Source organism: Nocardiopsis alba, from assembly GCF_000710955.1.
GTDB lineage: Bacteria > Actinomycetota > Actinomycetes > Streptosporangiales > Streptosporangiaceae > Nocardiopsis > Nocardiopsis alba.
In genome coordinates this window covers 86191-98482 of record NZ_BAZE01000002.1, presented here as the reverse complement: position 1 = coordinate 98482, position 12292 = coordinate 86191, and the positions used below count along the sequence as shown (strand labels likewise).

The window sequence follows — 12292 nt, the reverse complement described above, 5'->3', positions numbered from 1 at the left end:
ACACCGCCCGGGGGATGACGTGAAACCAGCCACGACCAGCGCGTTCGACCTCCCCGACCACCTCGCCGCCAAAGCCGACCCCGCACTCATCGCCGCCGACGAACGACACTTCGACGCCATCACCACCACCCTGCGCCGCACCATCACCGACCTGACCCACCGCCTGGACACCGCACGCACCCGCACCGGAGGCACCGGCCGCGAAGTCCTCGAACGCGACCAAGAGATCCGCCGCCTGACCACACGCCTGCGCACCCTGAACCGCTTCGGCCTGGACCTGTGCCTGGGACACATCGTCCACACCCACGACCCACAACCCCTCTACATCGGACGCCTCGGCCTCACCGACGAAGAAGGACACCGCCTGCTCATCGACTGGCGCTCCCCCGCCGCCGAACCCTTCTTCGCCGCCACCCACGCCACCCCCATGGGCCTCGAGAGCCGACGCCGCTACCGCTGGAACCACGGACACGTCACCGACTACTGGGACGAGGTCTTCACCGACGACGCCATCCAAGGACACGCCGCCCTCGACGACCAATCCGCCTTCATCGCCGAACTGGGCACCCACCGCTCACCCCGCATGCGCGACGTCCTGAGCACCATCCAGGCCGACCAGGACGCCATCATCCGCGCCGGATCCGAAGGCGCCCTCGTCGTCGACGGCGGCCCCGGCACCGGCAAGACCGTCGTCGCACTCCACCGCACCGCCCACCTGCTCTACTCCGACCCGCGCCTGGGCCACCACCGCGGCGGCGTCCTCTTCATCGGACCCCACCGCCCCTACCTCGCCTACATCGCCGACGTCCTCCCCGGCCTGGGCGAAGAGGGCGTCCAGACCTGCACCCTGAACGACCTGGTCCCCGAAGGCGCCGACGCCCTCCCCGAAACCGACCCGAACATCGCCCACCTCAAATCCACCGCCCGCATGATCGAGGCCATCGAACCCGCCGTCCGCTTCTACGAACGACCCCCCGAACAGACCACCACCCTGACCACCGACCACCACGAACTCACCATCGACGCCTCCCACTGGGCCCACGCCTACGCCGCCCTGGACCCCGCCACACCCCACAACGAGGCACGCGAGGAGATCCTCGACCACCTCCTCCGACTCCTGACCGAGCACCACCCCGACCCCGAACTCACCACCACCCACCTACGGGCCGCACTCCCCGCCAACCCCGAACCCCTGGAGATCCTCGCCCGCGCCTGGCCCCTCCTGGAACCCACCGACCTCGTCAACGACCTATGGACGGTCCCCGCCTACCTACGCCTGTGCGCGCCCTGGCTCACCACCGAACAGATCCACACCCTCCAACGCGCCCCCGACCACCCCTGGACCACCCAGGACCTGCCCCTACTGGACGCCGCCCGACGACGCCTGGGCGACCCCGAATCCGCACGAGAGACCCGCCGCCACAAAGCCCGAGAGGCCGCCGAACGCGAACGCATGTCCCTGGTCATCGACGACCTCATCGCCTCCGACCACGACGGCGAAGGCCTCATGACCATGCTGCACGGCCAAGACCTGCGCAACAGCCTCGTCGACCACACCACCCCACCCCACAACACCCCCGACCGGCTCACCGGCCCCTTCGCCCACATCGTCGTGGACGAGGCGCAAGAACCCACCGACGCCCAATGGCGCATGCTCCTCGCACGCTGCCCCTCACGCAGCCTCACCATCGTCGGCGACCGCGCCCAGGCCCGACACGGCTTCACCGAGACCTGGCACGAACGCCTCCGACGCGTCGGCCTGGACCGCGTCCACCTCACCCACCTGAGCATCAACTACCGCACACCCCGAGAGGTCATGACCGAGGCCGAACCCGTCATCCGCGCAGCGCTGCCCGACGCCAACGTCCCCACCTCCATCCGCGCCGCCGGAATCCCCATCACCCACGGACCCACCACCGACCTGAAACCACTCCTGGACACCTGGAAGACCCACAACACCGAAGGCACCGCCTGCGTCATCGGCGACCCCACCCTGCCCGACACCCCCCGTGTCCGCTCCCTCCCACCCGAACTGGTCAAAGGACTCGAATTCGACCTGGTCGTCCTCATCGACCCGCACCGCTTCGGCGACGACGTCCAAGGCGCCGTCGACCGCTACGTCGCCATGACCCGCGCCACCCGACGCCTGGTCATCCTCACCACACCCTGACCCCGCACCACCCCGGTGGAGTAGGGCACCACCCCCCGGGTAGGAGAGCGCCCATGCGCACCGCCTCCCCCCTCGAACTGCACCGGCTGGACGTCCCCGCCCCACAGACCCTCCCCTTCTCCATCGGCACCTTCGACACCATCGGCCCCCTCTCCCGCGCCCCCTTCCCCCACCGCCACACCTTCCACGAGATCGTCTACGTCACCGCCGGCACCGGCGAACACGTCATCGACCTGCACAGCCGCCCCATCGACCCGCCCAACCTGGGCATCCTCACCGCCGGCCAGGTCCACCACTGGGACCGCGCCCACGGAGTCGACGGCCGCGTCCTCCTCCTGGAGGACTCCTTCCTCCTGGACCGCCCCGGCGACCGCGACCTCCTACGCCGACTGGCCGAAGAACGCCCCTGGCAGACCCCCACCCCCGACACCGCCGCCCAGATCGGCGACATCCTCGACGAGATGCAGCGCGAATTCCACGCCCGCCGCACCGGCATGGCCTCCATCCTGCGCGCCTACCTGCACATCCTGCTCACCCGCGCCGCCCGCTCCTTCGACCGCGAACCCGCCCCCGCCCCACCGGCCACCGACACCCCCGGCGCCCGCTTCCTACGCCTACTGGACGACCCCGCCACCGCCACCGGCATGACCGTCGCCCAAGCCGCCGCCGAACTCGGCCTCACCCCCGGCCACCTGGCCGAATCCGTACGCAAGAGCACCGGACGCACCCCCGGAGAACTCCTACGCGCCGCCCGCACCCTGGAGGCCAAACGCCTCCTGACCGGCACCGACCTGACCGTCGCCGCCATCGCCCGCGCCGTGGGCTTCAACGACCCCGCCTACTTCTGCCGCTTCTTTCGACGCGAGACCGGCACCAGCCCCGGCGCGTTCCGCCACCACACCCACACCACACCCGCCGAGTCGAAGGAACCCCCCGGAAAACACCACGCCCACCGAGATCCGTCCATCGCCCACCCCACGAACGGAACGTAATCTCGGCCTCACCCACAGGGAGTAACGGCCGGATCCCGCCTCCCCCACTTCTCATCCCGCTACGAGGAGCCCCCATGGCCGAGCGCGACGACCGACCCGACGGCACCGAACACGGGCCCACCCGCAAAAGCCTGCTCAAGGCCGCCTTCGTCGCGGCCCCCGCCGCGGCACTGCTCTCCGGCGCCGGCGCCGCCACCCCCGCCCTGGCCAGAGAACAGGTCCAAGGCGGCCGCTCCCTGGAACCCACCCCCCAGTGCGACGACGGCGACGACCCCACGCCCCCGCAGATGGAAGGCCCCTACTTCAAACCCAACTCCCCGCAACGTACCGACCTGGTCGTGCCCGGCCACCCCGGCACCGCGCTGGTGGTCTCCGGCTACGTCTTCTCCCGCGACTGCCGCCCCGTCTCCGGAGCCCTCGTCGACTTCTGGCAGGCCGACGACGCCGGCAACTACGACAACGTCGGTTACAACTACCGCGGACACCAGTTCACCGGCACCGACGGCGCCTTCCACCTCGACACCATCATCCCGGGCCTCTACCCCGGCCGCACCCGCCACCTGCACGTCAAGGTGCAGGCCCCCAACCGGCCGCTGCTCACCACCCAGCTCTACTTCCCGGGCGAACCCCGCAACGGCACCGACATGCTCTACGACCCCCGCCTGCTCATGAACGTCACCAACGAAGGCGTCGGCCGACGGGCCGAATTCGACTTCGTCCTGAACTTCACCGCCTGACCACCTCGACCTCCCCCGAAAAAACGCGGGGCCGGGCTCCCTGTCGGAGGCGCCCGGCCCCGCGCCCTTTCGAAAGCCCCTCTCCCAGGGACATTCACGCCCACCTCGAGAAACCAAGGATTCCCTCCGAAACCGGACACCGGGTGGAGGATGGACGCCGCAGAGACCACCACCGCCACCCGACCACGGCTCCGGCGGCGGCCACCCGCGCACGATCCACAGGCTCACTCGAGGAGAGCGATGACGGTGAACACCAGGACCAGGGCGATCACGGCGCTCGCGTTGACCGGCGCCCTGCTCGGCGGCGGAGCGTTGACGGCCGCCCCGGCTTCGGCCGCCCCCATTCCCCCCGGATGCACGATCCGGGCCACCTCCACGGCCGCGCACACCAAATGCCTCGACATGGCCCACCGGGCCGCGGTCAAGTGCACCGGAGACAACTGGCACTTCGGTGACTGGGTCGACCCCGGTTTCACCTCCATCGCGAGCTGCGCCTCCGGAGACGTCGCCTTGGACCACTCCATCGACCTGCACGAGTGACCACCCCACCCGAACACGACCTCGGCCCCGCGCTCCACACGAACGCGGGGCCGCCCCCTTTCCGCCTCACCGCAGACGATCGGCACGCTCCAACAGATAGCGCCCCTCCTCGATCGCCTCCACATCCCACAACGACCGATCCTGCTCCTCCAACGGCACCAGAACACCATCGGCCCCGGTACGAGCCGCGCGCCGCGACCACAACAGCAGCATCATCGCGAGCAGACCGGCGGCCTCGGCCTCCTCGGGCAGAGCCGCCCGCAACATGCGCGCCGACCGGATCGCCTCCGCCATCAGATCCACACGCGAGAGCTCCTCACCCGCCGAAGCGGTGCAACCCTCGTTGAAGACCAGATAGAGGACCCGCATGACCGCGACCGCGCGAGCGGCACGATCCCGATCCCCCACCGGGAGCGTGAAGCGGGCACCGGCCTCGGCCGACCGATCCGCGTCCCCATCGTCGCCTCGTCCACCCCATGGGCGTGCGCGATCTGCGCCGTCGTCAGACCACCCACCGCACGCAACGTCAACGCCACCTGCGAGGTGACGCTCAACGACGGATGACAGCACAGGAACGACAACGCCAGACCATCGTCGACCTCCGACACCGAAGCCCCAGGGCCGCGCAGCGCCGGATCGGCGACCACGACCTCCCGCTCACGCCGGGCCCGCGCCCGCTCGGCCCGCAACAGATCGACCATCCTGCGATAACCGACCCTGATCGACCAACTCCGCGGATCCTCGGGAACCCCATCGACCGTCCAACTCCGGTAGCCCGCCGAAAGAGCCTCCTGGACCGCGTCCTCGGCCGGATCTCGACCGCGCGCTCATGGCCCGCGACGTCGATCACGGCGAAGCTCGCCAGCACCTCCTTGAGTTCGACGAAGGACCCGCCGGACCGGACGTGGTCTCGCGCTTCTACGACTCGCTCGGCAACACCTTGGACTACGTGCACGAGCTCACCGGCGACCGGCTCACCATCTGGGGCGGGACCAAGGGGAGCCCGGCCTACTTCCAGGGGACCTTCGACGCCGCCGGTTCCACGCTCTCCGGGGCCTGGACCTACCCCGGAGGCGGTGGCTACGCCTCCACCATGACCCGCGCCTGAACTCGGGGGCGAAGGCGCGGGGTGGTGCTCGGGCGCCACCCCGCCCCATGGCCCCTTTCCGCCCCCGGAGGCCGGAGAGGGGCCGTCTCCACTCCACGCAATATCGTTTTGTTTTTAACGTTACTCAAGAAACGTTATTAGGTTTCCGCGACGAAACGGAACCCGGAAACCACCGGAATCCTGACTACCGATAAGTCAACCTTCTAGGAAGTCAGGCGCTCAGAGGGGTCGACCCGCGTATCCACACCCACGCAGGGGCCGCCAACGTTATTCAGGGCCCGTCGACGACCTCGCGAAACGCGACGGATACAGCCACCGCTGTACAGACCTCGGGGTGGACGAAAAGACCTCGAAGGGCCCTTCCGTCACCCCCGCCGGCGAGGACCCGCCCTCACCCCTCACCCCCGCCCCTACCGATAGCCGGCCAGACCGTCGGCCAACTCCCCCTCGTCACCGTCATGCCACGCATAGAGAGCCTGCTGAAGAGCGAAGGTGGCGCGGATCGCCGAGATACGCTCGACCACCCCACCCCCGGACAGGCCACTCAACGCGAGCACCCGCCCCAACAGCCCCTCTCCATAACTCGCGCCGATAGCCGCCAGATCCTCGGCCGGATCCCCCAGAGCGACCTCGTCCCAATCGACGACACCGCTCAAACGCGGCACACCCCGCACCCACTCCCACAGGACGTTCTCAGCCCCCAGATCACCGTGGACCACGGCGGTGGTGAGATAGGGCAGGACGTCGAGCGCGCCGAGCTCACGCTCGGCACGTTCTCGACCGGTGGGCGACATCAGTGGGAACAGCTCGGCGCGCACCCGCGCGGCGAACTCCCGCCACCGGTCGGCGGACACCTCCGGCAACACGGCGTGCCCGAAGCCCGCCGTCGCGAGCCCGCTCAGCAGAGCCGCGTACTGCTCGGCCACCGCCTCCAGCACCTCGGGGCGGGTGAGCGTCTCCCCCGCCAGCGGAGCTCCGGGGATACGGCTCATCACCAGATAGGACGGCTCGCCCGGACTCGTCCCATCCCCGACCAGGAGCACACGGGGAACCCCGAAGTCGAGATCGATCCCGGCCAGGGCACGCAGCGCCACAGCCGTGGCGGGCAGCCGATCGGCGGCCGCGGCCGTGCGGGCCAGACGCACCACCCGATCCGAGCCGACCACCACATGGTGGAACTGTCCCTCATGCACGACCAGGTCCCTCACACGATCCCCGGGCAGAAGCCGACCCAGCAGATCACGGTGCGTCTCGACGATCCCCATGAGGAGGTACCTCTTTCTCGAATGTGGCCGGCCCGACCCCTCTAAGAGCGGGAGCTCAGGTCCGACAGCACATCCTGGACCAGATCGGCGCGTAGAAGAGACCGACCATCACGTCGACGGGCACATCCGAGCGCAACCGCCCCACGGCGAAGGCCGGCGTTCACCCGCCTCGGCGAAACCGGAGAGCAGCGACTCCCGAGCGAACTCGTGCCCAGGTCCGTCTGCCGCCGCGAGTGAGGCGAGCGGCGGTGTGCCACCGTCGGTAGCGCGGTCACTTGGGCTCGGCCCGGCCCCGCAGCACGGCGAGATACGAGATGGTGTCGCCACCATGTCCGTGATCACCCGGCCCGGGTCGTGGCCGCCGGTGCGCTGTCGTCCTCCGGCCGGCGCTTCACCGAAGGCACCGGTCAGCACGGTCGCCTCCGCCGGATCGGCCGGCAGCCGAGCCCCGGCATGCGAGACGACACCTCGCCCGTCGGACGTTACGGACAGCCTCGAACGAGACGTTGTCGAGCTCACGTGAAACCGCTCCAGGCTGTGGCGCTTTGTCCCCGACAAATCGGATCATCACAGCTCAGAGCGTACTTCTGCGTACCGCTATCAAGGTCCGGACCTACTCGGTGAGACTGGTCGAGATCGAGCAGGCCCACGCCTGACCCACGCCGCCGATCCACCCGGCCCTGCCACGCGATCGACAAGGTGTTGAAATCCGGATGGTGCGAAAGGAGCGGCAGCGCTAGCGTGCGCGTATGAATCTCGAACCTGGAAAGACCGTTCCCGCCGTTCCCGTTCCTCTCGATGCCGAACTTCGGATCGCTTATGACGCCTACCTGGCGGAGGAACCGGACCCGGCGCCGATGAGCCTCGAGAAGCTGTCGGTGATCCGCGCGGAGATCGACGCCGAAGTGGCGGCGCTCGAGGACCTCGGCCATGGCGGGCGCTTCACCGTCTTCCAGCCTTCGGTGCCCGGCCTGGACGGCGCCCCCGAGATCCCGCTGTTGGTGTGCACACCCTCCGGCGCGCCCGCATCACGGCCGGCGCTCTACTTCATACACGGCGGCGGCTTCTACTGCGGCGATCACCGCACCGAGCTCGACCAGATACTCGAGACGGCCGAGCGGCTCGGGGCCACGCTGATCTCGGTCGGCTACCGGCTCGCGCCCGAGCACCCCTACCCCGCCCAGATTAACGACGCTCACGCCGGTCTATTGTGGGTCGCCGACCACGCGGACGAACTCGGCATCGACTCGGAGCGCATCGTCGTCACGGGCTTCAGCGCCGGCGGCACCCTCAGCGCCGCGCTGGCTTTGACCGTGCGCGACAAGGGCGGCCCCCACCTGCTCGGCCAGCTGCTGATCGCCCCGCTGCTCGACGACCGCAACGACAGCGCCTCGGCCCTGCAGATGGACGACGTCGAACTCTTCGACCGCAGCCGAAACAGGTTCGCCTGGAGCTCGCTGCTCGGCGACATCCAGGGCGGACCTGACGTGCCGCAGTACGCTGCGCCCGCCCGCGCCACCGACCTGGCCGATCTGCCGCCCACATTCCTCGACGTCGGCTCCGCCGAATGCCTGCGCGATGAGATCCTCGCCTACGCCGACCGGATCTGGCAGGCCGGTGGCGAAGCCGAGCTGCACGTGTGGCCCGGCGGAATCCACGGCTTCGACCGGAAAGCCCCCGAGGCGCGGATCAGCAAGGCCGCTGTCGCTGCACGCCACAACTGGCTGGAGCACCTTTTCGCCACCCACTGACGGTCTCCTCCGGCGGTAGCCGGTCCCGGGATGGACAACGTGCCGGCCAGGCGTCTCTAGCAACGAGGTCGAGGAACCTCGCGACGGAACTCAGGCGGATAGCCGCGTGACACGGAGCCCTCCAAGGTTGTGGACCGACGAGTGTCCGGCGTCCCGGCTCCGTCGAACCCCGAGGGCATTGGACAGCCTCCAACGAGACGTCGTGGAGGTCACGTGGCAAGTGCTCCCAGCTGTGGTGCCTTGATCTTCGGCAAGTCGGATCATCACAGCCCAGGGAGCACTTCTGCGTTCCGACATCGAGATCCGGACCTGCCCGGTGAACGCGTCAGGCCGGTAGTTCCACGGAAGGCACCCGTAGCCGCGGACGACATGCTGTGAGGCATGCGAAACGTGAACATCTGGAGTGAAGAGTTCGGCGCCCAGACGGACACACCGATCCTGTTGATCATGGGCTCGATGTCGCAGGGCATCCTGTGGCCGGACGAGTTCGTCGGCCGCCTGGCCGCCGGAGGCCGCCGGGTGATCCGGTACGACCACCGTGACACCGGCAGGTCGGACACCGTCGACTTCGCGACCGATCCGTACACCTGAGCCGACCTCAAGAACGACGTCTACCGCGTACGGGCGGCCCACGGCCTGGACAGCGCCCACCTGGTGGGCCACTCGGCGGGCGGGCTGCTCAGCCGGCTCATCGCCGTGGAGGCCCCGGAGCGGGTGCGCTCGCTGACCGTCATCACCTCCTCGCCGCTCGGTCGCGGCGAGGGCCGGGTGCTCCTGCGGGCCCTGACGGGCCGGCCGTAACCCAGAGGCAGCCTGCCGGAGCGGGAGTTCGTGGAATCCTTGCGCGCACTGATGGCCGCCCCGCCCACTCGGGACCGCCCCACGCTGATCAACAGCATGATCGCCGAGCAACGCGTGCTGCACGGAACCGGGCCGCCCTTCGACGAGGACGCGGCGCGCCGACCACAGGAACGCGTCCACAGCCGGGCCCGCGATCGTGTGCGCTGTCGACTACCGACCGTCACGATCTGGGAGCGCCTCCTCATGCGCCAGGACTGGACTCTCGAACAGCTCGTCGAGGAGTGGAACCTGGAAGAAGGCGACCGCAAGCTACTCGGTGACAAGAGCGGCGCCACCCGGCTCGGCTTCGCACTGCTGCTGAAGTTCTTCCAGATCGAGGGCCGCATCCCCACCTACGCCGAGGAGATCCCGGCGGCCGCAGTGGAGTTCGTCGCCGACCAGGTGAACGTGGACAGGGCCCTGTGCACCAAGTACGCCTGGACCGGCCGGACGATCGAATACCACCGCCACCAGATCCGCGACAAGTACGGCACACACCCGGCGACCGAGGACGAAGAGGACCAGCTCGCCGACTGGCTCGCGGACCAGGTGTGCCCGGTGGAGGTCGACCGCGACGAGCTCGCCCAGGCCGTGGAGCGCCGGTGCCGCACCCTGAGGGTCGAACCTCCTTCACCTGGGCAGATCGAGCGGGTCGTCGCCTCGGGGGTGCGTCGGTTCGAGGAGGCCTTCACCACCAGCGTGATGACCCGCCTCTGGGCCCGGGCATCTGCGACCGGCTCCAGAGTCGAGTGCTGGGCACCGAAGGCGTGCTGTTGGCCGTGAAGTCCGACCCCGGACCGTTGGGTCTGGAAACCCTGCTCACCGAGATCGACAAGCTCAAGACCGTGCAGGCCCCGGGGCTCCCCGATGAGCCGTTCGGAGGTGTGTCGGAACAGAAAGCCGTTGTGGTCGCCCTCGCCCCCCATCACCGGGTTTTGCGTGCCTGCACCGGCCCGGACCGCGTGCGGGTATCAGGGCTCCTCAACGGCGTCGGACCAGGTCACCAGCCCGTACCGGTAGGCGAACACGGCGGCCTGCACCCGACTCGCCACCCCGAGCTTGGTCAGGATGCGGGCCACGTGCACCTTGGCGGTGCCCGGCGTGATTCCCAGCTCATGGCCTATGAGCGCGTTCCCGTGCCCCCGTGCGACCAGGCGCAGCACCTCGCGCTCCCGGTCGGTGAGGTCCTGTGCCCGACGCGGCGGGGTCCGCGGCGAGGTCCGCGCGAACCGGTTGATCAACCGAGGCGTCACACGCGGGTCGATCACCCCCTCGCCGCGCGCCGCCGCCCGCACCGCCGTCACGTACAGCTCCGGTTCGCTCTCCTTCAATAGGAACCCCACCGCCCCCGACTGGAGCGCTCCGAACAGGTACTCGTCCAGATCGAAGGTGGTCAGCATGATCGTGGGCGGTGCCGGGACCAGCCGGGCCAGTTCCCGGGCCGCCGCCACCCCGTCCATGCCAGGCATGCGGATGTCGGTGAGGACCACGTCCGGCCGCAACCGTCGTGTCATGGCGACCAGTTCGACCCCATGGGCGGCGGCGCCCACCACGGTCACGTCCGGAGCCGCCCCGAAGAGTAGTCGCAGCCCCTCCCGCGCGGCGGGTTGGTCGTCGGCGACCAGGAGCCGGATCACGTCCACGCGTCCCTTCCGTTCCCGGCGGGCGCCACGGGGAGCACGGCCCGCACCCGCCAACCTCCCCCCGACCCGAACCCGGCCTCGACTCGACCGCCCAACTCCTCGGCGCGTTCGCGTATCCCCCGCAGTCCCAGCCCGGTCGCCGCGATCCCCCGACCGGTGGCGGCCCCGGGCGGAGGGGTGCCGTCGTCGACCACGTTCACCAGCAGCCCGGCGACGCCCTGTCTGGCCAGGCACACGGTCACGCGCCGGGCCGACGAATGCCGCAGCGCGTTGCCCAGGGCCTCCTGCACGATCCGGTAGACGCCCTCCGCCACCTGCGGGTGGACCTGTTCGTCCAGACCCGGCGGCAGCACCAGGTCCACGGCCATGCCGATCCCCTCCACCGCCTCCACCAACCGCGGCAGATCCGCCAACCGCACCTCCGGCGGCGGGGGCTCGTCCCAGCGCTCCTCACGCAGGGGCTCCAGCAGTTCCCGCAACTCGCCCACCGCCCTCCCAGCGGCGTCGGCGATCGCCGACAGTACCCGGTCCGGGTCGGCCTGCGGCCCGCGAAGCGACTCGCGTCCGCCCACGGCCAACAGTCGGATCGCGCTCAGGTGGTGCCCGGCGATGTCGTGCACATCCCGAGCGATCCGGGCCCGTTCCCGAGCGCGCTCCCGCTGGATTCGGGAGCGTTCGGCGCTACGCCGCTGCCCCGCCCGCTCGGTGCGCATGCGCAGGAGCAGTCCCACGAGCATCGGCAGGACCCCGGTCAGCGCGATCATCACGATCTGCGGCGGGTTCCCCCACAACAGGCCCGGCTGCTCCGCGCTCAGGGTGAACAGGGCCAGGATCCACGACACCGAGAGCGCGCCGACCAGGACTGCCGGAGCCCGGTACAGGACCGCTGACCCGGCGGCGAAGGCGGCCAGCGCCTCCGGTAACGGGGCCTCCACCCCCAGGACGACTGCCAGCGCGAGCGCCGCGGCGGCGGTGGCGGTGGCCACCGCCACCGGGTACCGGCGCCGCCACACCAGCGGCAGGCAGGCGCAGACCACCAGCACGGGCAGTCCCCACCACGATGCCTCTGCGGCGCCCGAGATCCCCGCCCAGACGAGTGGCACCGCCCAGCCCGCGGCGATCAGGGGGTCCCGAGCGGTGTCCGGCAGTCGGAGCCGTCGGCCGTGCGGCCCCTGGGGCACCAAAGTGCCCAGTGCGCCCGTTCGGGTCCAGGTCGTCTTCATCCCCTCATGGTGGATCATGGAAC

General features: G+C 69.9%; 13 protein-coding genes and 2 pseudogenes. 9 read left to right on the top strand and 6 right to left on the bottom strand.

Annotation, left to right across the window (positions count from 1 at the left end):
• Positions 1-19 precede the first annotated feature (19 nt).
• The 4 genes from helR (at position 20) to TR33_RS03815 (ending at position 4439) form a co-directional block, all read left to right on the top strand.
• A complete protein-coding gene (gene helR, locus TR33_RS03830) occupies positions 20-2170 on the top strand; it encodes an RNA polymerase recycling motor ATPase HelR (RefSeq protein WP_042281462.1) in 2151 nt (716 codons plus the stop codon).
• Positions 2171-2223: 53 nt separating this feature from the next.
• Positions 2224-3162, top strand: a complete 939-nt coding sequence (locus TR33_RS03825; RefSeq protein WP_017534934.1) for a helix-turn-helix domain-containing protein — start codon at positions 2224-2226, stop codon at positions 3160-3162.
• A gap of 74 nt (positions 3163-3236) precedes the next feature.
• Complete coding sequence (locus TR33_RS03820; protein WP_042281460.1) at positions 3237-3899, top strand: dioxygenase family protein; 663 nt, start codon at positions 3237-3239, stop codon at positions 3897-3899.
• A gap of 240 nt (positions 3900-4139) precedes the next feature.
• Entirely contained in the window at positions 4140-4439 is a 300-nt protein-coding gene (locus TR33_RS03815; RefSeq protein ID WP_042281457.1) for a hypothetical protein, read from the top strand.
• Between the two features lie 66 nt (positions 4440-4505).
• Here TR33_RS03815 and TR33_RS27130 read toward each other — a convergent pair whose 3' ends face one another.
• Together TR33_RS27130 and TR33_RS27125 are read right to left on the bottom strand one after the other, a co-directional pair.
• Entirely contained in the window at positions 4506-4808 is a 303-nt protein-coding gene (locus tag TR33_RS27130; protein ID WP_052358090.1) for a DUF6596 domain-containing protein, read from the bottom strand.
• Positions 4733-5140, bottom strand: coding sequence for a sigma factor-like helix-turn-helix DNA-binding protein (locus tag TR33_RS27125; RefSeq protein ID WP_234305744.1), 408 nt, complete (start codon positions 5138-5140; stop codon positions 4733-4735). Before TR33_RS27125 ends, TR33_RS27130 begins: the two co-directional genes overlap by 76 nt.
• 128 nt (positions 5141-5268) lie before the next feature.
• Here TR33_RS27125 and TR33_RS03805 point away from each other — a divergent pair, with 128 nt between their 5' ends.
• On the top strand, positions 5269-5547 hold the full coding sequence (locus TR33_RS03805; protein ID WP_234305743.1) for a hypothetical protein: 279 nt from the start codon (positions 5269-5271) through the stop codon (positions 5545-5547).
• Positions 5548-5957: 410 nt separating this feature from the next.
• On the opposite strand, the gene vph is transcribed toward TR33_RS03805, so the two are convergent.
• Positions 5958-6812 (bottom strand): viomycin phosphotransferase, encoded by an 855-nt coding sequence (gene vph / locus TR33_RS03800; RefSeq protein ID WP_042281455.1) that lies wholly within the window; start codon positions 6810-6812, stop codon positions 5958-5960.
• A gap of 283 nt (positions 6813-7095) precedes the next feature.
• Positions 7096-7346: pseudogene (locus TR33_RS27115) on the bottom strand (IS1380 family transposase); the annotation flags it as partial.
• A gap of 215 nt (positions 7347-7561) precedes the next feature.
• On the opposite strand from TR33_RS27115, the gene TR33_RS03795 reads away from it, so the two are divergent.
• The 4 genes and pseudogenes from TR33_RS03795 (at position 7562) to TR33_RS03785 (ending at position 10186) form a co-directional block, all read left to right on the top strand.
• A complete protein-coding gene (locus TR33_RS03795; RefSeq protein ID WP_017534940.1) occupies positions 7562-8563 on the top strand; it encodes an alpha/beta hydrolase in 1002 nt (333 codons plus the stop codon).
• A 390-nt stretch (positions 8564-8953) separates the two neighbouring features.
• Positions 8954-9154 carry an alpha/beta fold hydrolase gene (locus TR33_RS26845; protein WP_234305742.1) on the top strand — a complete coding sequence of 67 codons (201 nt, stop codon included), beginning with the start codon at positions 8954-8956 and terminating at the stop codon, positions 9152-9154.
• A 15-nt stretch (positions 9155-9169) separates the two neighbouring features.
• Positions 9170-9364, top strand: a pseudogene (locus TR33_RS26840) (alpha/beta fold hydrolase); the annotation flags it as partial.
• Positions 9365-9403: 39 nt separating this feature from the next.
• Entirely contained in the window at positions 9404-10186 is a 783-nt protein-coding gene (locus tag TR33_RS03785) for a DUF4158 domain-containing protein (RefSeq protein ID WP_234305740.1), read from the top strand.
• A gap of 188 nt (positions 10187-10374) precedes the next feature.
• On the opposite strand, the gene TR33_RS03780 is transcribed toward TR33_RS03785, so the two are convergent.
• Positions 10375-11040 carry a response regulator gene (locus TR33_RS03780; RefSeq protein WP_036568165.1) on the bottom strand — a complete coding sequence of 222 codons (666 nt, stop codon included), beginning with the start codon at positions 11038-11040 and terminating at the stop codon, positions 10375-10377.
• Entirely contained in the window at positions 11037-12269 is a 1233-nt protein-coding gene (locus tag TR33_RS03775; protein ID WP_234305739.1) for a sensor histidine kinase, read from the bottom strand. The genes TR33_RS03780 and TR33_RS03775 overlap by 4 nt, the downstream gene beginning before the upstream one ends.
• Between the last annotated feature and the right edge of the window lie 23 nt (positions 12270-12292).